We start from the raw sequence: 17,520 nt of genomic DNA, 5'->3' as shown, positions 1-17,520 counted from the left end.
GTCCGGCCGGCTCCTTCGGGGGCCGGCTCAGCCCGCCATGCGGCCAAACGCTTACGATGCAGGGATCGGTGCAATGCCTGCCGCCGCCGTTCCCTGCTGACACAACGCATACGATGGCCTTCTTCGAACGACTGAGCGACACCCGCTACCTGCCGACCGAACACACTGGCGGCGCCTGGAACATCCGCGAACAACACATCGCACCTGCGATCGGACTGCTGGCGCACCACCTGGAACGCGACACCGCGGCGCGCGGGCACGGTTTCCTGATCGCACGCCTGTCCTACGACATCCTTGGCACCATTCCGATCGAAGCGATGGAGACCGACGTACAGGTGCTGCGCGCTGGTCGCACCATCGAACTGGTCGAAGCTACGCTGCGTCATGACGATCGCCCGGCGCTGCGCGTGCGTGCATGGTTGATGCGCCCGAACGATACGCAGGCCATCGCCGGCACGCCGATCGCTGCCATTGCACCGCCGGAATCAATGCCCGCATGGGATCCAGGTACGGTCTGGCCAGGCGGATTCATCAAGAGCGTGGAGATCCGCCGGCACGATCAGGGGCCAGGCCGTGCCACCTACTGGGCGCGCGCGAAGCATGCGCTGCTGGACGGCGAGCCGGTCAGTCCACTGGCCCGTGCCGCCACCCTGTTCGATCTGTCCAATGGCATGGCCGTGCGCGCCGATCCGAAGGAGGTCGCCTTCCCCAACCTCGATCTGACCGCGCACCTGTTCGGCATGCCCGAAGGCGAGTGGCTGGGCTTCGATACGTCGGTGTCGTTTGGCCACCAGGGTCTCGGCTTGACCAGCACGGTGCTACACGATGCACGCGGTCCGATCGGCATGCTCGGCCAGGCACTGACCGTGCGCCCGTGATCCCAACGGGCGGCGTCAGCCGCCCAGCGTGCCCATGGTGAAGGTGTAGCCGGAGCTCATCAGGAATTCGCGCATGCGCATCTCCGCGCGCCGCGGTGAGGCGAGGTTGGCCGGTGCATACAGCGCGTAAACCACGCCCGCGCCTTCGATGGACTCGCGGCGCACCCCGCAGTGGCGGGTCTCCGAAGCAATCACCCATCCATCCTTCAGTCGATCCGGTCCAATCGACTGGCCGTTCATCAGCCGGAACGTCAGCCAACGTACTTCCACAGAAGATTTGCTCATTGCCGGCGTACCGCCAGCGTGCCGCGATCGTTCATGTCCTTGCTCGCCATTGCAGCTCCCTAAGACTTGGAACTCGACCATAGCGCCTTGCCATGTCGTGGGCGAATGAGACTGGCAGGGCACTTATGTCGCCAGGCCGAACCGCTTCCACAGTGCTTCGCGCCCCGGCTGCGTCAGCCGCAGTTCGCGTCGGCCCTCAATCCGCCGAAGCCAATCGTTCTTCACGAAGCTGTCCAGCATCGCCTCGCCGACCAGCCCGGCCAGATGCGGGCGCCGCTCGGTGCAATCCAGGCATCCTCGGCAATAGCGTGCAGGCTTGACCGTCACGGGAAGCCGCAACAGTTCAGTCAGCGGCTGGCCAAGCTCCCGCAGGAACGCTGCACCCTCCACACTCACCTGCCAATGCCCCTCGTGCGGGACCAGGTGTCCTGCCCCCAGCAAGCGGTCGGTGATCGCCACTGCGTGCACGCCAGCCAGATGCCGATAGCAGCTCCGCGCCTGACGCAACGCCGGCATGCTGCGTGATGCGGAAACCGTGCAGGACGGCGTGCGGTCGGCAACGCGCAGGATGCCCTCCAGCATGTCGGCAACCTCGTGCGAGGCCAGCCGGTGGTAGCGGTGTCGCCCCTGCGCGACGGCGACCAGCAGATCGCCCTCAATCAGCCTGCGCAGATGCGTGCTCGCCGTCTGCGGTGTCACTCCGGCCACACGAGCCAGCTCCGTCGCGGTATACGCACGCCCATCCATCAGCTGCAGCAGCATGGCCGCGCGCGCCTGGTCACCGACCAGGGCACCGACGCTGACAAGGGAACCGGAGGTGTGGACCATGCCCGCATTGTGGCACGCCGTTGCGCGCCGACAGTTCGATGCAGGCCGAAGCATCGGCACCCGCTGCCACGGCACAGTGGACACCCCGATAGCGCAAGGCCTGCCGTGAAAGCCGCTCCGATCCCCCGCCGCCGCATCACCCCTTCGGTCCTGTATCCCGGCACACCGGTGCTGCTGATGACCACGCTGAACGACGATGGCAGCAGCAACATCAGTCCGTTGTCTTCATTCTGGGCCTTGGGCAACCGGGTGGTGCTGGGCCTCGGCGTGCAGGGTCAGGGCTATCGCAACCTGCAGTTGCGCAACGAGTGTGTACTGAACTTCCCCTCATCCGCGCAGGCCGTACAGGTCGAGGCCATCGCGCGGGCGACAGGCTGCGATCCGGTGCCCACTGCCAAACAGGCGATGGGCTACGTGCACGTGCGCGACAAGTTCGCGCTGGGTGGATTCAGTGCAGTCGCCTCCACCCACGTCGCGCCAGAGGCGATTGCCGAGTGCCCGCTGCAGGTGGAAGTCAGCGTGATGGCGATGCACCCGCCCGGCGAGGATGACGGCCAGGGCTTCGTGATCGTTGAGGGACGGATCCGTTGCGTGCATGCGCACGAAGCGATCACCGTGGCGGGCACCCAGCACATCGACGTTGCGCACTGGAAACCGCTGATCTACCTGTTCCGCCACTACCTGGGCGTAAGCGAACCGGTCGGGCGCAACTTCCGCGCGGAGACGCCCGTGGGGGCTTCTGTCTAGCTCTCTAGACCGTTTCGCCCTGCAGATCGAGCAAGGCCGTGGTCCAGCGGCGCTCCCCCAGCGCGGCCACCATGCCGCCTCGATAGACGAAACGGCGCGCGTGACCGTCTTCGATGAAGCAGGTCTCGTTCTGCATTGGCACATAGCCCGCAGAGGCGTAGTGCCGATGATCCAGGGCGAACAGCACGGCGAAATCGATACCGCGTTGGCGCAACTCGGCGTGCGCAGCTTCGATCAAGCGTGACGCGATGCCCTTCCTGCGAACGTCAACGCGTACCACCACGCCGCCGATCAAGCCTATGCGTTCCGGCTCGCCGTCCAGCAATACGTTGCGTTCGTACAGTGCGAGGTGGGCGACCACCTGATCACCTTCCATCGCCAGGACCAGAGCGACCGGCCCCGGGATGGCATAGCCGTCGCCCTGCATGTCCGGGAACGCCTCGCGGAGCAGATCCTCCGCTTGGTGACGGTGATCCGGCGCCACGCGCTCCCTGCTGGATACCTGAACGTGCATTGCCCTGTCTTCCTGGAACATGTGTCCAGCCTCATCGTGCCACGGAAACATGACCGTGCCTGCGGCAACATTTCACCGTCAGTGCAGCGAGATCCAGTACGAGACGATAACCGCGTAGCTGCCCGCGCGTTTGACTGCCCGCGGCTCTGTGCCAATTGCGCTGAAGCCCAGCGATTCATACAGCGCGCGCGGCAGTATTGTCCGCCAGCACCGTGAGGGAGAGCGATTCAATGCCTTCCGCGCGCGCAGCCGCGAACGCTGCAAGAAGAAGCTGGCGGGCGACACCCTGGCCACGATGGTCGGTGCCCACGTGGATACTGTGCACTTTTGCCGTATGCCGTCGCGCCATTCGCATCGGGCGTACATAACGCAGGAAGCCCGCAAGCATGCCGTCGATGAAAGCGCCGAAGTAGCGCGTGCCGGGATCAGCAAGCTGGGCGCGCATCACCTCCGCCGAGTCATTCTGCGCCTCGGCCAGCGTGGACAGGAACGCCGCAGGCGACTCGCAAAGCGCCTGCAACCGCGCTTGCCAGAGAATCTCGGCGTCTTCAGCGCTGAGTTGCCGGATAAGCATGCGACACCCTCGTGAAGCTGTTGATGCACAGGTGCCCAGCGTAGCGCGGGTCCACTGATGCGGCGTGCATGCAAGAATGTGGAACGTCCTTTTTCATTCTCCTTCTCCGCCATGACTGAACTGCAGATTCCCCGCGTTGGATGCGGCGCCGTCGTCCGTGATGCCGACGGCCGCATCCTGCTAATCCAGCGCGGACGCGATCCGGAGCGCGGGCATTGGGGCCTGCCCGGCGGCAAAGTCGACTGGATGGAAACGGTGGAGGCCGCCGTGGTCCGCGAAATCCGCGAGGAAACGGCGCTGGAAGTGACGCTGCTGCGCCTGCTGTGCGTGGCCGATCATTTCGAGCCTGCGCTCGCGCAGCACTGGGTCGCGCCGATCTTCGAGGCTCGGGCAGCTGCGGGTGCCGAGGCCTCCATCCAAGAGCCGGGGGTTCAGACCGGGCTGGGCTGGTTCGCGCTGGATGCTCTGCCCCAGCCGCTCACGCAGGCCACGGTGCAGGCGCTGGCCCGGCTGTAGCGGGTATCGATCCGGGCGCGTGCCGGTATCCAGGCAAACAAAAAGCCCTGACCGAGGTCAGGGCTTTTCAATTGGAGGCCTCAAGCGGAATCGAACCGCTGTAAACGGATTTGCAATCCGGTGCATAGCCACTCTGCCATGAGGCCAACGTACTTCACGCCAGGAACGTAGCCCTGACAAGACAAAACCCCAAGATGGGGCCTGTCGGAACATGGAGCGGGAAACGAGACTCGAACTCGCGACCTCAACCTTGGCAAGGTTGCGCTCTACCAACTGAGCTATTCCCGCGTAAGCCGACATGCTACCGGAAATCCGGAAAACACACCAGCGATTTCACTTTTCTGACTGCGCGTAAAGCCTTGTGGCCCAACGTGCCCCGCCTTGCCATGGCGGGAGAAAAACAAGGCCCCTACCGGGGCCCTGTAGAATCTGGAGCGGGAAACGAGACTCGAACTCGCGACCTCAACCTTGGCAAGGTTGCGCTCTACCAACTGAGCTATTCCCGCAGATTCCGTTCGACCTGCGTCGAAGGAGCGCTATTGTGTCCAAATTCCTTCACGCCGTCAACAGTCTTCACACCATGCGGTCACAGGCGTCCGCACTGAGGTACGCTGCCCCGCCCAGCCCCTTGCGCCCATGCTCCTTCGCGGCTCGCCCCTGTTGATCGCCCTGCTGCTGCATCTGCTGGTGGCCCTGCTGTACTGGGCACTGATACCACTGGGAATGAACGGGTATCGCGACCATTTCGGCTTCACTTCCCATCGGGACATCGGCCTGGGCATCGCCCAGTTTTATCTGTTCTGGATGTTCATTGGCGCGCAGCCGCTGATCGCAGTGCTGCGGCCGCTCTTCGCCAAGCTGCTGGTGCTGGCCATTCCCTTGGCATTCGCAACCTGGACACTGATGCACAACCACCCGCTGCGTCTGCTGTACTTCACGGTCGGGCCCGGCCTGCTGGCACTGGCCGCGATCGCCATATCCGTGCGCCATGCATCACGTAGCCACTTGCCCACCACCACGGGCACCGCCGATGCCTAGACGCTACGTCCGCCTGTTCTGGCTGCTGGTCGCGCTCACCTGGCTGGCGCTGATCGCCGCGCTGGTCAATGCCGGCTTCACCCCGGACTACTGGCTGCTGCATCACCTGGAAGGCGCCGAGCTGCCCTACCCGACCAGCACCGTCATCGTGTTCGCGTTGCTGGGTACGGTTGAACTGGTGGTAGCCGCCTTGATCGTGCGGCCCTGGAGACTGAAACGACTGTGGCTGCGCCTGCTGATCGCCTTCGTTCTGCTGCTGGCGTGGTCGGTACCGTGGATGCTGTCGGCCATGCACCAGCCACCCGTGCACGGCATGCATCTGCTGTGGTTGCTGCTGCTGGACGTGGGCCTGCTGCTGGCGCTGTGCGCGGTGTCGGCGGTGAGCGCGTGGCGGACACTGAGGCATCGAAAGGGCCCATAGACGGCCCCACCCCAACGCCTACTTCCGGAACTCCACGCGCACATGCTGGCCGAAGCGCGCCTTGGCTTGCCCGTCGAACTCCAGCACGCATTCCACCACCTTGGCTACGCCACGCCCTGCATCTTCAGGCAGGCGCGCCTGCGCGAACACCGGGCTGATGCGCACCACGCGTGCCGGCGGCAGCGTGCCGGTGTTCTCGGCGCCATCGCTGTCCGGCACCACGATGGCGTGCATGCCGACCTGCACGGCGTCGGCATAGGCGGCGCTGAGTTCGGCACGCACCTGCAGCGGGCGCGCCGGCAACAACGAGATCGCCGGCTTGCCGGCCTGCACGAAGGCGCCAAGGCCCGGCACCTGGCCGACCACGGTGCCGGCTTCCGGTGCGCTCAACGACATCTGCTGCAGTTTAAGCCTGGCGTGTTCCAGCTTGTGCTGGGCCATGTCGACCTGCGCACCGGCCACGTCGACATCGGCGCGCACACCAGCCAACTGCTGCTTGGCCGCATCGGCCTGCTGGTTGGACGACACGCCTTCGCTGGCGCCGGTGGACAGGCGGGTGGCGTTGCGCTCCAGCTCGCGCAGCTGCGCCTGGCTGCCCTTCAGGCGGTCATTGGCCAACGCCAGGTCGGCGGTGGCCATTGCGACTTCCTGCTGCAACAGGGCGCCATCCAGCGACAGCAACAGCTGCCCCTTTTTCACCACGGCGCCTTCCTTCACCGGCGCAGCGGTGATCGAGCCATCCACCGGCGGCGCCAGTGCGATCAGCCCGCCTTCGACGTCGATGATGCCGCGCGCCACCGCGACCTTGCCGGCGGCGGCAGCATCAGTCTTGCCCGAAGGCGCCGGTGCAGCCGCGGGCGCTTCCTTGGAACAGGCACCGAGCAGCAATGCCGCGGACAGGGCCAGGCTGAGGGGAAGCAGGTGCGACGTCTTGGTCATGGGGCGGACTCTACAGTTTCGTTCTGGCGGCGGTCATCACGAACCATGCCGTCTTCCATGGCGATCACCCGATCGGCATGCCGGATCAGGCGCGGATCGTGGCTCACGCACAGCACGGTGGCGCCATGCGCACGTGCGTAGCGATGCAGGATGTCGATCACGCGCTGGCCGTTCTCGGCATCCAGCGCGCTGGTGGGTTCATCGGCGAAGATCAGCGTCGGCGACTTGGCAAACGCGCGCGCAACGGCCACACGCTGCTTCTCACCGCCGGACAACTGCGCCGGGCGCATGTGGCTGCGGTGGCTGAGGCCCACCTCTTCAAGTGCCTTGCGGGCCAGCGGTTCGCTTTCACGATTGCTCATGCCGCGGTAGCCCAGTGGCAGCTGCACCTGCTCCAGCGCAGTCAGTGCCGGGAACAGGTTGAAGCCCTGGAACACGAACCCGACATGGTGCAGGCGGAAACGCTCCACTTCGCTGCGGCTCATGTGGCCCACATCCTGGCCGAGTGCATGCACACGGCCACCATCGGGTGCGGACAAGCCGGACAGCAGCGACAACAGCGTGCTCTTGCCGCAACCCGACGGGCCCGACACCAGGGTCAGCTCCCCCGGGTAGATGTCCAGCGACAGCCCGCGCAGCACCGGCACCTGCACGTCGCCGGACATGAAGCCCTTTTCAAGTGCATCGGCCCGCAGAGTCGGGGCGACGGCGCGTAAGGAAGTCATCGGCCGGCCCTCAACGCAGCAGCAACGATGGATCGGAGCGAACGACACTGCGTACCGCCATGATGCTGGAGAGCATGGCCATCACCGCAACCAGCGCCACGCAGCCGAGGATCACCATCGGTGTCAGCTGCACCGGAACGCGCTGGGTCTGCGCGATCAACAGCACCACGGTGCTGAAGGCCGCCGCCAGCAACATACCCACGCCGCCGATCAGCAATGCCTGCTCGAACACCACCCGCGCCAGCGCATAGCGGCCTGCACCGAGTGCATTGAGCGTGGCGTACTCACGCACCGAGCCGGCCACCACAGAGGCGAACGACTGGTTGGTGATCACCGCGCCGACGAAGCAGACGATGACGGCCATGAACAACACCGCGATGCCGGCGCCGGTATCGAACAGCCAGTACTGCTGCGAGCGGCTGGCGAACTCCGGCGCGGTCCAGAACTCGACCGGCGTGGCCCGGCCCATCGACGCGGACAAGCGGTCACGCACGCGATCGGCCAGGTCCGGCGAGCACAGGCCCGCCACGAAATAGGTGCTGCCCTCATGTGGGTCGGTACCGGCGATGGCGCGCGCGGTGTCGAGTGAGGCCAGCACGTTTACGCCCCCCAGGCCACGCAGGCCCGGTTGCGCGGCAACCACGCGCACGGCCTTGCCATTGATCCAGGCACGGTTGTTCTGCAGGTCCACGCCGAGCGTATCCAGATCGGCGCTGTCGACGATCACCGCACCCGGCTCGCGCAGCTGCGCGCGCAGATCGGCCGGCAGGATGCGAGCGAACATCATCGCGTCGTCGCGGGTGGAAATGCCGGACAGGTATACCGACACATTGCCGGTGCCCTGGGCACTGGAACGCCATTCGCCATCAACCCACTCGTAGGGTTCGACGCGGGTGACATCCGGATCCATGCGCAAGTGGCTTTCCACATCCGCGCTGATCGCATGACCGTAGTTGACACTCTGGGTGCCGGGGAAACCGGCCCAGATGTCGGCCGACGATGCCTTCACATAGATCGCGGCGGTACCGAAGATGCCCAGCACCAGTGCGGCCTGCACGATCAGCAGCACGCCGGCGAAACACATCGCCAGCACCACCGGCAGGAACCGGCGCCACTCATAGGCCAGGGTCTTGCGAGCCAGCGCGATCATTGCTGCTCGCCCTCCCCCTCGACCGGCAGCGGTGCGCCGCCAAGGGCACGGTAGAGCGACGCAAAGGCCAGCACGCGTGCACCCTGCGCGCCGATCAGGTCGGCCTGCGAGGCGAGTGCCGCACGCTGCGTGTCCAGCCCATCGAACTCGCTGGACAAACCCAGCTGCACCTGCCGCGCCTGGCGCTTGACCTGCTGGTCGGCGGCATCATTGGCCACACGCAGCGACTGGATGCTGCTGCCCTGGCGCGCCAGGCTGCCGAGCGCACCTTCCACTTCGCTCACGCCTTCCAGCACCGCCTTGCGGTAACCGAGCAATGCGGCGTCCAGCTGCTTCTCATCGGCCTGGAAACGCGCGCGGCGTTGACCCCAGTCCCACAGCGGAATATCGACGTACGGGCCGATCGACGGACTGGAATCGGAATTGGAGCGGGCGTTCTGGGTAAGGTTGTAGGCATACAGGATGGAGCCGCCAAGGCTGACCCGCGGATACATCGCGGCGCGTGCCGAACCCTTGCTGGCCGCAGCCTGCATCACCTCCGACTCGGCCAGCAGGATCTGCGGACGATGGCGCAGCAGATCCGCGGGAACCTGCTGCAGCGAGAACGTGCCCAGCTTCGGCGGCGTGCGATACGCGCGCCAGGCCGGATCCGGGCCGTCACGGCCCAGCAGCAATGCCAGCGCGCGAGCCGCGTTGTCGGCGTTTTCCCGAGCCTGTGCGATGGCGGCACGGGTGGCGGCCTGGCGTGCACGCAGGCGGTCCAGCTCGCCGGGCTCATCCAGGCGCAGGCGCTGGCGGACCAGGGCCAGTTGTTCACCGCGGTCGTCCACGGTCTGCTGCCGGGCCAGCAGGTCCTGCTGGGCCTGTGCCACGGTCAGGTCCAGATAGCTGCGCACCACGTCGGCAATCACCGCCACCTGTGCGGCATTGCGCAGCGCCTCGGCGTTGCCGGCCGAGGCCTGCGCGCTCAGCTGCGCGCTTTCGGCGGCGCCGAACAGGCCCAGGTCCCAGATCGCTTCGATGCCGGCATGGAAGTAGGTATCGACGGCGGCGGCGTCCTGCACCTGCTTGGCGCTGGCCGAGATTTCCGGCAGGAAACGCGAGTCGGAGGTGCCGGCGACGATCCGCACGGCCTGCAGCCGCAGCGTGGCCTGCTGCAGGTCGAGGTTGCCTGCGATGGCCTGGTCCACCAGGCCGTCCAGCGCCGGGTCGGCCAGCACCTTCCACCACTGCCTGGCGTCCACCGCCACACCCTGCCCCTGCGGCACCTGGGTCCAGGCGCTGGGTGTGCGATCCGGCAGGTCCGGGACGGACACCGACATGCAACCCGCCAAGGCCAGGGTTGCCAACAATGCGCCGGGGCGCAGCACTGCCTGCAGGGAGAGTCCACGCCCTGTCCTGGGCACTGCCACTGAAGTGATACGCCTGACCACCAGCCCGCCAACGTGTAGAAGGAGCATGAAGGCTACCGTGCGATTGTGGAGCGAACATGGAGAAATCGTCCGAAAAAGGTCACAGCACGCGTGCGGTTCAGGCAACGCCGACCCAGCCTTTCACTACGCTTTCAATGCGTTCCCAGCACGGAACACTGGACGACTTTCACGGCGTATTGCACATTGCGGCAATTCCTTGCTTCGATGCTGCCCGACCGTGAAACACCCTCGCCGCTGGCTGCTGATTGGCTCGATCACGACAGCGACTGTCGGTGTGATCGTGCTCGTCCTGACCACCCCACTGGTCTCGAACGCCCTGCTGCTACTGATGGAGCGCAGCAACTTCATTCCCGCCGAATCCTCGATCCTCACCTTCGAGCCGTATGCGATCAACGACGGCTCGTCGAACTACTGGTTGTATGGGAAGGACCGCACCTACTACTACCACTTCACCTACGAGGATGACGTTCCCTACGTCTACATCCCGCAGGACAACCGCTGCCCCGGTTTCGACCGGCAGAATGCCCGGACCTGGTGCAGCGCCCTGCCCGGCAAGGCACGCCAGCGCGGTGGTGGTGCAACCGGTGTGACAAACGAAAAACGCTCCCTTTCGGGAGCGTTCTTCTTGAATCTGGAGCGGGAAACGAGACTCGAACTCGCGACCTCAACCTTGGCAAGGTTGCGCTCTACCAACTGAGCTATTCCCGCAGATTCCGTTCGACCTGCGTCGAAGGAGCGCTATTGTGTCGATATTGCTGCACGGCGTCAACAGGAATTTTCACGTGACGTGAAGGATGGCGTTCAGGCGCGCCTGCCTGTTCCCTTCACGTGCGCAGCCCGCGGCGATGGAAGTAGACCTGTTCGGCGATGCGGCGCATGGCCGCTGTATGCAGCAGTGCATCGAGCGGCCAATCGGCCTGCAGATGATCCATCGCCCAGCGCAGCATGCGCTTGCCATGGAACGCCGGAGCCACCTGCCGCGCCACCCGTTCCGCTTCCGGTCCTTGCCCACGCAGATGGCGGGCCATCGCCTCGCCGACCGCCCAGCCATGCCGCCACGAGGAGTGGATGCCCCCGGCGGAGAGCGGCGAGACGATGCCCGCCGCGTCGCCGGTCAGGATCACGCGTTGGCCGGTGATCGGCCCATCCGGCCGGCCGCAGGGCACCAGTCCGGCGCGGGTGGCCGAGGGACGCGCCGAAGGCGGAATGCCGACCCCATCGCGCACGTGGCCGAGGAAACCTTCAATATCCGGCGGCCGCACCTGTTGCGGGTCATGACGCAACGCCAACCCGACCTGCAGGCCGGTCGGATTCTGCGCGACCCAGCCGATGTAACCCGGCGCGTAGCGCTTGCTGACGAAGCAATGCAGCGCGTCGCCCTGCGCGACATGCAGGCCGGCGAACTCACGTTCGACGCCGTAGAGGTTGTCACGCACCTGGCCGAGCCCAGTGCGCTGTGCCACACGTGAGCGTGCGCCATCAGCGCCAACCAGATAGGCACATCGCCCCGCCCCATCCACCAGCCAGCCGTCACCATTGCGATGTGCATCGGTGAAGGACTGCTGCAGGCGCAGGTCGACACCGTTCGCGCGCAGCTCGCTGGCCAGCCAGCGCATCAGGTTCGGCGTATCGGTGGTGAGGAAGTAATAGCCCGGCGCGGCCAGCAACACGCTGCGCAGATTCGGCGCATACAGGCGCACGTTTGAGACGCGTTGCACGAGATGTTCGGGCATGCGCCCCAGCCAGGTCTGCTCCATCGCCTCTTTCACCACGATGCCGGTGGTGTGCAGGCGCTCGCCGGGGTCGGCCTTGCGTTCCAGCACGCAGACGCGCAGGCCGTACTGGGCAGCAGCCAGTGCGCAGGCGGCACCGGCAAAACTGGCGCCGACGATGACCACGTCGTGATCGTAGGCGGAAGGAGTGTGGAGCATGGCTGCATCGTCCTGGAGGAACGGAGATGCAGCTTCGAACTGCCGCGTGGTGAGGCGAAGGAGTGACGGTGAAGTGGGGATGAAGCGGGTTCTACGCAAACGAAAAACGCCCCCTTGCGGGAGCGTCTTTCTTGAATCTGGAGCGGGAAACGAGACTCGAACTCGCGACCTCAACCTTGGCAAGGTTGCGCTCTACCAACTGAGCTATTCCCGCTTGGGAGGCGAAATTTTACCTATTCCAAGGATGCCGTCAAGCGCTTTTTTCAGGGTCTGCGAGGTGCCCGGCGTCGCGTATCCGCGCCATGCGTGGATACGCGCATCGATGGGGTCAGTTGCCCAGCTTCTTCTGCCGCGAGCGCTCGCGTGCGGCGCGCTCGTCTTCGCGCAGGCTCGGCCAGGCAGCGTGCAGGTACTGCAGGCCCGACCACAGGGTCAGCACCGCGGCAATCGCCAGGGTCCAGTCGCCGATGTGGAACACCGGCCAGCCCATCCAGATGTCTTCCACCGGCACGTTGGGGGCCACCGAATACAGCAGGCACAGCAGCGCGACCATCTGCGCGGTGGTCTTGACCTTGCCGATCATCGCCACGCGTACCTTCGCGCGCTGGCCCAGCTCGGCCATCCATTCGCGCAGCGCCGACACCGCGATCTCGCGGCCGACGATGACCGCCGCCCAGAACGCCATCCACGGCGTCGGGTGGCCCTGCACGATCAGGAACAGTGCCACTGCCACCATCAGCTTGTCCGCGACCGGGTCGAGGAAGGCACCGAAGGCCGACTCCAGCTGGTAACGGCGTGCGATCCAGCCATCGAGCCAGTCGGTGATCGCGGCCAGGCCGAAGATCGCCGCCGAAGCGAAGTTGGTCCAGGTGTAGGGCAGGTAGAACACCAGCACCAGCACCGGGATCATCACGATCCGCAACAACGTCAGCCAGGTGGGCAAGGTCAACTTCATGCTTGCGTGCTTCTCTCTCTACTCGGCCGCATCAGGCGTGGCCAACCCGTGCAGGTTAGCGTAGATACGTGCCGCGAGGGCGTCATTGATGCCTTCCACCTTGGCGATTTCCGCTTCGCCAGCGGCTTTCAGGCCGACCAGGCCACCAAAATGCTTGAGCAGGCTGGCGCGGCGGCGCGGCCCAATACCGGGGATGTCCTCCAGCTTGCTGGTCATCCGCGCCTTCTGGCGGCGGCCGCGATGGCCGGTGATGGCGAAACGGTGCGCCTCGTCGCGCACCTGCTGGATGAACTGCAGCGCCGGGTTGGCCGCGCCGGGGCGCAGCTCGCGGCCGTCGGGCATCACCAGCGCCTCGTGGCCGGCGCGGCGCTCCACGCCCTTGGCCACGCCCACCAGCAGTACGCCCTCCACGCCCAGGTCGGCCAGTGCGGCCTGCGCCTGTGCCAGCTGGCCGGCGCCGCCGTCGATCAGCAGCACATCCGGCAGCACGCCCTGCTCTTCCACCGCGCGGCGGAAACGGCGGTCGATGGCCTGGCGCATGGCGGCATAGTCGTCGCCCGGCTCGATGCCGCTGATGTTGAAACGGCGGTACTGCGCGCGCACCGGACCGGCGGCGTCGAACACCACGCATGAGGCCACGGTGGCCTCGCCCAGGGTGTGGCTGATATCGAAACACTCGACACGCTTGACCGGCTCGGCCAGGCCCAGCATGTCGCGCAGCGCATCACTGCGCGCGTGCTGCGCGTTGCGGCTGTTGAGTTCGGTGGCCAGGGTCAGCTGCGCGTTGCGGCTGGCCAGTTCCACGTAGCCGGCGCGCTCGCCGCGCACGCTCCACTTCAGCTGCACCTTGCGTTCGGCCGAGGCCGACAGCGCGGCAACCAGCAGGTCCGCGTCGGGAATCTCGCGGTCCAGCAGGATCTCGCGCGGCGGCTCGAATTCGATGTAGTACTGCGAGACGAACGCGGCCAGCACCTCTTCCGGGCTTTCTTCACCGTTGGTGCGCGGGAAGAACGGACGGGTACCAAGGTTGCGGCCATCACGGAACGCCAGCAGCAGCACGCAGGCCTGAGACCCCTGCATGGCCACCGCCAGCACGTCCAGGTCGGCGGCGCGGCCATCCACGTACTGCCGGGTCTGCATGCTGCGCAGCGAGGAAATCAGATCGCGCAGACGCGCAGCCTGCTCGAATTCCAGTGCCTCGCTGGCGGCCTGCATCTGCTCGCCCAGCTCGCGGGTGAGTTCGTCGCTCTTGCCTTCGAGGAACAGCGCGGCGCGGCGTACCGACTCGGCATACTCCGCTGCCGGCACCAGCTCCACGCAGGGCGCGCTGCAGCGTCCGATCTGGTACTGCAGGCACGGCCGCGAGCGGTTTCGGAACACGCTGTCCTCGCAGCTGCGCAGCTTGAACAGCTTGTGCATCAGGTTCAGCGTTTCGCGCACTGCGGTCACGCCGGGATACGGCCCGAAATAGCGACCGGGAATGGCGCGCGGACCACGATGCAGCGCGATGCGCGGCCAGTCCTCGCGGGTCAGCAGCACATGCGGGTAGGTCTTGTCGTCGCGCAGCGAGACGTTGTAGCGCGGCGACAGCGACTTGATCAGCTGGTTTTCCAGCAGCAGCGCCTCGGCTTCCGAGCGCGTCACGGTCACGTCCATGCGCGTGATCTGCGAGATCATCGACATGATCCGCGCGTTCTTCGGGCTGCCGTTGAAATAGCTGCCGACGCGATTGCGCAGCGCGCGCGCCTTGCCCACGTACAGCAGAGTGTCGTCGGCCGCGTACATGCGGTATACGCCGGGGGCGGTGCTGAGCTGGGCCGCGAAGGCCTTGCCGTCGAAGACCGGAGCGGGAACGTCGGTCATTCGCTGATCGGCACTTCGCTGAGCACGCCGCTGTCGGGATCGAAGCGCAGCACGGCATGGGCGTCGGTCTCGGCGATCCACACCGCACCTGCGCCCACCGCCAGTCCAGCCGGGCCATGCAGGCGGCGCGGCAGCGGCTGGGTGGTCAGTTCGCCACCGCCCAGGCGCAGCGTGCGCAGGCGACCGTTGCCGGTATCGGCAATCCACAACAGCGGCGCATCCGGGCTGAGCGCGATCGCCTGCGGGAACTGCAGGCTGGCGTCCGCGCGCGGGCCGTCTTCGCTGCCGAAGCGCCATGGCCCCTGCCCGACCAGCGTCTGCACCAGGTCGCCGCGCAGCTGCAGTGCACGGATCGAGGAACCCAGTGCATCGGCCACGTACAGCACCTGCTGCACTACGGCCAGCGCAGTCGGTTGTGCGAACGCGGCCAGATGGCCGCTGCCATCACGCTCGTCGATGGAACCACTGCCGGCGCGCCATTGCAGGCTGCGCTGGCCCAGGTGGTAGCTCCAGATGCGGTTGTCGCCGGCCATGGCGATGTGCAGCTGGTTGTCGGCGATGGCCAGGCCGACCGGATGGTCCAGCGAGACCTGCCGGGCCTGCGCGACCGGACCTTCCACCGGCGCACCGGGGCGGCCATTGCCGCACAGCGTGTCGACGATGCCGGTCAGCAGGTTGATGCGGCGCACGGCGTGGTTGCCGGTGTCGGCCACGTACAGCGCATCGCGTTCCAGCACCAGCGCCTGCGGGCGGTGGAACGCCGCTTCGGCGAGGTTGCCGTCCATGAAATCGGCGGTACCGAGGCCGAACTGGCGCAGGATGCGGCCGCCATGGCTGCATTCGAGGATGCGGTGATGGCCGCTGTCGGCGATGTAGAGGCGCTCGGTACTGACCGCCAGGCCCAGCGGGAAGCGCAGTGCCTGGCGGAGCTCCGGATGCAACTCGCTACCGCCACGCGGCGGCGCCGACGGCGCACCCTCGCACAGCGCATTCAAGGCACGCTCCAGTTCGCCGGGCGCGCCCTGCCCGACCAGCCGCTGCTGTTCGCGGCCCTGCGCATCCAGCAGCACCAGGGTTGGCCAGGCGGTGATCCCGAAGCGACGCCAGCCATCCCAGTCCGCATCGAGCAGGACCGGCATCGTCAGGCCCTGGCGACGCAACAGCTTCAGTGCGGCACCGGCGTCGCGTTCGAAGTCGAAGCGCGGCACCTGCAGCACCAGCGGCTGCAGCTTGCCGGGGTGGCGCGACAGCCATTGGCCGAACTCGGCCAGGCGTTGCGCGCTCCAGGCGGAGGCGGCGTTGACGAACAACAGCGCCACCGGCCGACCGCGCAGTTCGGTCAGGGTGCAGGGGGTGGCATTGAGCCAGGTGGCGAACTCGGGCAGGTCCGGGACGGGCTGGACGTTCATGACCCGATTATGCCGGAGTCGGCGTCATGCAACAGTCGTGCCACGGCACGTTTTGCAGCATTGTCGACCAGCGACCAGACCTGTTCGAAATGATCACTACCGCCGGTGTAAGGATCCGGGATCGCCATCCGGCCCTCTCCGCCCGACCAGGGCAGGTACAGTGCCAGGCGTTCGCGCTGGACAGATGTGGCCAAGCGACCGGCATCACGCAGGTTGGCTTCGTCGGCGCACAGGATCCAGTCGAAGCGGTCGAAATCCGCGGCCTGCAGTTGGCGCGCACGCAGGCCGCCGATGTCCACACCGTGCCCGGCCGCGCAGGCGATCGCACGCCGATCCGGTGGCTCGCCCACGTGCCAGTCGCCGGTGCCAGCCGAATCCACCTGCACCCGCCCGACCAGCGGCGAGGCCTCCAGGCGGGCGCGCAGCGCACCTTCGGCCATCGGCGAACGGCAGATGTTGCCGAGGCAGACGACCAGCAGCTTCATCGCGCGGCCATCGCCTGCAGCAACGCTTCGGCGCGCTCCAGGTCCTCGGGGGTGTCGATGCCGGGTGGGAACGGCTCCGGCGAGATCGCCACGCTGATCGGGAAGCCCGCTTCCAGCACGCGCAGCTGTTCCAGCGATTCGACCTGCTCCAGCTGGCCCGGCGGCATCGCCGCGAACTGCTGCAGGAAGCCGGCGCGGTAGCCGTAGATGCCGATATGGCGCAGCCAGTTGTGACCAGCCGGCAACGTGTCGCGGCTGCGCGCAAAGCCATCGCGGTGCCACGCGATCGGCGCGCGGCTGAAGTACATCGCCTCGTTGCGCACATTGCGCACCAGCTTCACCACGTTCGGATCGAACAGGGTTTCTGCATCCTCCACGGCGGTCGCCAGGGTCGACATCGGCGCATTGCCGTCAACCAGCGCCTGGGCCACCGCACGGATACCCGCAGCGGGTGCAAACGGCTCGTCGCCCTGCAGATTGACCACCACGGTGTCATCGGCCCAGCCGGCGATGCGCGCGCACTCGGCCAGGCGATCGGTGCCGGAGGCATGCGAGGTGGCGGTCATTGCCACCTTCACTTCGGCCAGGCCGGACAGTGCGTCGGCAATGCGTTGATCGTCGGTAGCGACCCAGACCTCGCCGGCACCGGCCTGCAGCGCGCGGCGCGCCACATGCAGCACCAGCGGCTCACCGCCCAGCAGGCGCAGCGGCTTGCCCGGCAGCCGCGAGGCGGCATAGCGGGCCGGGATGGCGACGACGAATTCGGTCATGGGGCGGTACTCGGCAGGCTCGTTACAACGGGAATGCGGCCGGCGGCGCATGAATGCAA

19 protein-coding genes and 5 tRNA genes are annotated in these 17,520 nt (G+C 66.6%); 5 read left to right on the top strand and 19 right to left on the bottom strand.

What is annotated here, in order from left to right; all coding sequences use genetic code 11:
- Positions 1-113: 113 nt before the first annotated feature.
- On the top strand, positions 114-878 hold the full coding sequence (locus tag AC5QAH_RS09825) for a thioesterase family protein (protein WP_495232280.1): 765 nt from the start codon (positions 114-116) through the stop codon (positions 876-878).
- A 15-nt stretch (positions 879-893) separates the two neighbouring features.
- Here AC5QAH_RS09825 and AC5QAH_RS09820 read toward each other — a convergent pair whose 3' ends face one another.
- Both AC5QAH_RS09820 and AC5QAH_RS09815 read right to left on the bottom strand, forming a co-directional pair.
- Positions 894-1,163 carry a hypothetical protein gene (locus AC5QAH_RS09820; protein ID WP_029380059.1) on the bottom strand — a complete coding sequence of 90 codons (270 nt, stop codon included), beginning with the start codon at positions 1,161-1,163 and terminating at the stop codon, positions 894-896.
- Positions 1,164-1,286: 123 nt separating this feature from the next.
- Positions 1,287-1,991, bottom strand: a complete 705-nt coding sequence (locus AC5QAH_RS09815) for an ArsR/SmtB family transcription factor (protein WP_010486056.1) — start codon at positions 1,989-1,991, stop codon at positions 1,287-1,289.
- A 105-nt stretch (positions 1,992-2,096) separates the two neighbouring features.
- Here AC5QAH_RS09815 and AC5QAH_RS09810 point away from each other — a divergent pair, with 105 nt between their 5' ends.
- Positions 2,097-2,738, top strand: a complete 642-nt coding sequence (locus AC5QAH_RS09810; RefSeq protein ID WP_010486057.1) for a flavin reductase family protein — start codon at positions 2,097-2,099, stop codon at positions 2,736-2,738.
- 4 nt (positions 2,739-2,742) lie between these two features.
- Here the strand turns inward: AC5QAH_RS09810 and AC5QAH_RS09805 are convergent, their stop codons facing one another.
- Positions 2,743-3,273 carry a GNAT family N-acetyltransferase gene (locus AC5QAH_RS09805; protein WP_224329178.1) on the bottom strand — a complete coding sequence of 177 codons (531 nt, stop codon included), beginning with the start codon at positions 3,271-3,273 and terminating at the stop codon, positions 2,743-2,745.
- Positions 3,274-3,427: 154 nt separating this feature from the next.
- On the bottom strand, positions 3,428-3,826 hold the full coding sequence (locus AC5QAH_RS09800; protein ID WP_010486059.1) for a GNAT family N-acetyltransferase: 399 nt from the start codon (positions 3,824-3,826) through the stop codon (positions 3,428-3,430).
- A gap of 57 nt (positions 3,827-3,883) precedes the next feature.
- Here AC5QAH_RS09800 and AC5QAH_RS09795 point away from each other — a divergent pair, with 57 nt between their 5' ends.
- Positions 3,884-4,342, top strand: a complete 459-nt coding sequence (locus AC5QAH_RS09795) for an NUDIX hydrolase (protein WP_029380061.1) — start codon at positions 3,884-3,886, stop codon at positions 4,340-4,342.
- A gap of 72 nt (positions 4,343-4,414) precedes the next feature.
- Here the strand turns inward: AC5QAH_RS09795 and AC5QAH_RS09790 are convergent.
- From AC5QAH_RS09790 to AC5QAH_RS09780, 3 genes are all read right to left on the bottom strand, one after another.
- Positions 4,415-4,488 (bottom strand) — tRNA-Cys (locus tag AC5QAH_RS09790).
- A 66-nt stretch (positions 4,489-4,554) separates the two neighbouring features.
- Positions 4,555-4,630 (bottom strand) — tRNA-Gly (locus AC5QAH_RS09785).
- Between the two features lie 142 nt (positions 4,631-4,772).
- A tRNA-Gly gene (locus AC5QAH_RS09780) sits at positions 4,773-4,848 on the bottom strand.
- A 130-nt stretch (positions 4,849-4,978) separates the two neighbouring features.
- Here AC5QAH_RS09780 and AC5QAH_RS09775 point away from each other — a divergent pair.
- Together AC5QAH_RS09775 and AC5QAH_RS09770 are read left to right on the top strand one after the other, a co-directional pair.
- On the top strand, positions 4,979-5,380 hold the full coding sequence (locus AC5QAH_RS09775; RefSeq protein ID WP_010486061.1) for a hypothetical protein: 402 nt from the start codon (positions 4,979-4,981) through the stop codon (positions 5,378-5,380).
- Entirely contained in the window at positions 5,373-5,801 is a 429-nt protein-coding gene (locus tag AC5QAH_RS09770; protein ID WP_049455307.1) for a hypothetical protein, read from the top strand. The genes AC5QAH_RS09775 and AC5QAH_RS09770 overlap by 8 nt, the downstream gene beginning before the upstream one ends.
- Positions 5,802-5,819: 18 nt before the next feature.
- Here the strand turns inward: AC5QAH_RS09770 and AC5QAH_RS09765 are convergent, their stop codons facing one another.
- The 12 genes from AC5QAH_RS09765 to kdsB all read right to left on the bottom strand — a co-directional run bounded on the left by AC5QAH_RS09765 (position 5,820) and on the right by kdsB (position 17,461).
- Complete coding sequence (locus AC5QAH_RS09765) at positions 5,820-6,740, bottom strand: HlyD family secretion protein (protein WP_495232279.1); 921 nt, start codon at positions 6,738-6,740, stop codon at positions 5,820-5,822.
- Positions 6,737-7,465: an ATP-binding cassette domain-containing protein gene (locus AC5QAH_RS09760; protein ID WP_197578866.1), complete on the bottom strand. Its 729-nt coding sequence runs from the start codon at positions 7,463-7,465 to the stop codon at positions 6,737-6,739. Before AC5QAH_RS09760 ends, AC5QAH_RS09765 begins: the two co-directional genes overlap by 4 nt.
- Before the next feature lie 10 nt (positions 7,466-7,475).
- Complete coding sequence (locus tag AC5QAH_RS09755; RefSeq protein ID WP_311069077.1) at positions 7,476-8,615, bottom strand: ABC transporter permease; 1,140 nt, start codon at positions 8,613-8,615, stop codon at positions 7,476-7,478.
- Positions 8,612-10,075 carry an efflux transporter outer membrane subunit gene (locus tag AC5QAH_RS09750; RefSeq protein WP_049455303.1) on the bottom strand — a complete coding sequence of 488 codons (1,464 nt, stop codon included), beginning with the start codon at positions 10,073-10,075 and terminating at the stop codon, positions 8,612-8,614. Before AC5QAH_RS09750 ends, AC5QAH_RS09755 begins: the two co-directional genes overlap by 4 nt.
- A 605-nt stretch (positions 10,076-10,680) precedes the next feature.
- Positions 10,681-10,756: transfer RNA gene (locus AC5QAH_RS09745), tRNA-Gly, on the bottom strand.
- A 116-nt stretch (positions 10,757-10,872) separates the two neighbouring features.
- Positions 10,873-11,979, bottom strand: a complete 1,107-nt coding sequence (locus tag AC5QAH_RS09740) for an NAD(P)/FAD-dependent oxidoreductase (protein ID WP_311069076.1) — start codon at positions 11,977-11,979, stop codon at positions 10,873-10,875.
- Positions 11,980-12,117: 138 nt separating this feature from the next.
- Positions 12,118-12,193 (bottom strand) — tRNA-Gly (locus AC5QAH_RS09735).
- A 114-nt stretch (positions 12,194-12,307) separates the two neighbouring features.
- Positions 12,308-12,934, bottom strand: coding sequence for a CDP-diacylglycerol--glycerol-3-phosphate 3-phosphatidyltransferase (pgsA, locus tag AC5QAH_RS09730; protein WP_010486073.1), 627 nt, complete (start codon positions 12,932-12,934; stop codon positions 12,308-12,310).
- Positions 12,935-12,952: 18 nt separating this feature from the next.
- Positions 12,953-14,797, bottom strand: a complete 1,845-nt coding sequence (gene uvrC / locus AC5QAH_RS09725; RefSeq protein WP_241873837.1) for an excinuclease ABC subunit UvrC — start codon at positions 14,795-14,797, stop codon at positions 12,953-12,955.
- Complete coding sequence (locus AC5QAH_RS09720) at positions 14,794-16,206, bottom strand: hypothetical protein (RefSeq protein ID WP_010486075.1); 1,413 nt, start codon at positions 16,204-16,206, stop codon at positions 14,794-14,796. Before AC5QAH_RS09720 ends, uvrC begins: the two co-directional genes overlap by 4 nt.
- Entirely contained in the window at positions 16,203-16,691 is a 489-nt protein-coding gene (locus AC5QAH_RS09715; RefSeq protein ID WP_241873836.1) for a low molecular weight protein-tyrosine-phosphatase, read from the bottom strand. Before AC5QAH_RS09715 ends, AC5QAH_RS09720 begins: the two co-directional genes overlap by 4 nt.
- The gene (kdsB, locus tag AC5QAH_RS09710) at positions 16,688-17,461 is read right to left on the bottom strand and encodes a 3-deoxy-manno-octulosonate cytidylyltransferase (protein WP_241873835.1); all 774 of its coding nucleotides are present in this window, start codon (positions 17,459-17,461) and stop codon (positions 16,688-16,690) included. Before kdsB ends, AC5QAH_RS09715 begins: the two co-directional genes overlap by 4 nt.
- Positions 17,462-17,520 lie beyond the last annotated feature (59 nt).

It is taken from the genome of Stenotrophomonas sp. YJH_SMC_43, assembly GCF_059372535.1.
The sequence above is the reverse complement of the archived record's forward strand: the minus strand, read 5'-3'. Positions and strand labels throughout refer to the sequence as shown.

Bases quoted from the DNA above. Each gene is read 5' to 3' on its own strand.
- AC5QAH_RS09825 (WP_495232280.1), top strand. From the start codon at position 114: ATGGCCTTCTTCGAACGACTGAGCGACACCCGCTACCTGCCGACCGAA.
- AC5QAH_RS09820 (WP_029380059.1), bottom strand. From the start codon at position 1,163: ATGAGCAAATCTTCTGTGGAAGTACGTTGGCTGACGTTCCGGCTGATG.
- AC5QAH_RS09815 (WP_010486056.1), bottom strand. From the start codon at position 1,991: ATGGTCCACACCTCCGGTTCCCTTGTCAGCGTCGGTGCCCTGGTCGGT.
- AC5QAH_RS09805 (WP_224329178.1), bottom strand. From the start codon at position 3,273: ATGTTCCAGGAAGACAGGGCAATGCACGTTCAGGTATCCAGCAGGGAG.
- AC5QAH_RS09800 (WP_010486059.1), bottom strand. From the start codon at position 3,826: ATGCTTATCCGGCAACTCAGCGCTGAAGACGCCGAGATTCTCTGGCAA.
- AC5QAH_RS09795 (WP_029380061.1), top strand. From the start codon at position 3,884: ATGCGGCGTGCATGCAAGAATGTGGAACGTCCTTTTTCATTCTCCTTC.
- AC5QAH_RS09775 (WP_010486061.1), top strand. From the start codon at position 4,979: ATGCTCCTTCGCGGCTCGCCCCTGTTGATCGCCCTGCTGCTGCATCTG.
- AC5QAH_RS09770 (WP_049455307.1), top strand. From the start codon at position 5,373: ATGCCTAGACGCTACGTCCGCCTGTTCTGGCTGCTGGTCGCGCTCACC.
- AC5QAH_RS09765 (WP_495232279.1), bottom strand. From the start codon at position 6,740: ATGACCAAGACGTCGCACCTGCTTCCCCTCAGCCTGGCCCTGTCCGCG.
- AC5QAH_RS09760 (WP_197578866.1), bottom strand. From the start codon at position 7,465: ATGACTTCCTTACGCGCCGTCGCCCCGACTCTGCGGGCCGATGCACTT.
- AC5QAH_RS09755 (WP_311069077.1), bottom strand. From the start codon at position 8,615: ATGATCGCGCTGGCTCGCAAGACCCTGGCCTATGAGTGGCGCCGGTTC.
- AC5QAH_RS09750 (WP_049455303.1), bottom strand. From the start codon at position 10,075: ATGCTCCTTCTACACGTTGGCGGGCTGGTGGTCAGGCGTATCACTTCA.
- AC5QAH_RS09740 (WP_311069076.1), bottom strand. From the start codon at position 11,979: ATGCTCCACACTCCTTCCGCCTACGATCACGACGTGGTCATCGTCGGC.
- pgsA (WP_010486073.1), bottom strand. From the start codon at position 12,934: ATGAAGTTGACCTTGCCCACCTGGCTGACGTTGTTGCGGATCGTGATG.
- uvrC (WP_241873837.1), bottom strand. From the start codon at position 14,797: ATGACCGACGTTCCCGCTCCGGTCTTCGACGGCAAGGCCTTCGCGGCC.
- AC5QAH_RS09720 (WP_010486075.1), bottom strand. From the start codon at position 16,206: ATGAACGTCCAGCCCGTCCCGGACCTGCCCGAGTTCGCCACCTGGCTC.
- AC5QAH_RS09715 (WP_241873836.1), bottom strand. From the start codon at position 16,691: ATGAAGCTGCTGGTCGTCTGCCTCGGCAACATCTGCCGTTCGCCGATG.
- kdsB (WP_241873835.1), bottom strand. From the start codon at position 17,461: ATGACCGAATTCGTCGTCGCCATCCCGGCCCGCTATGCCGCCTCGCGG.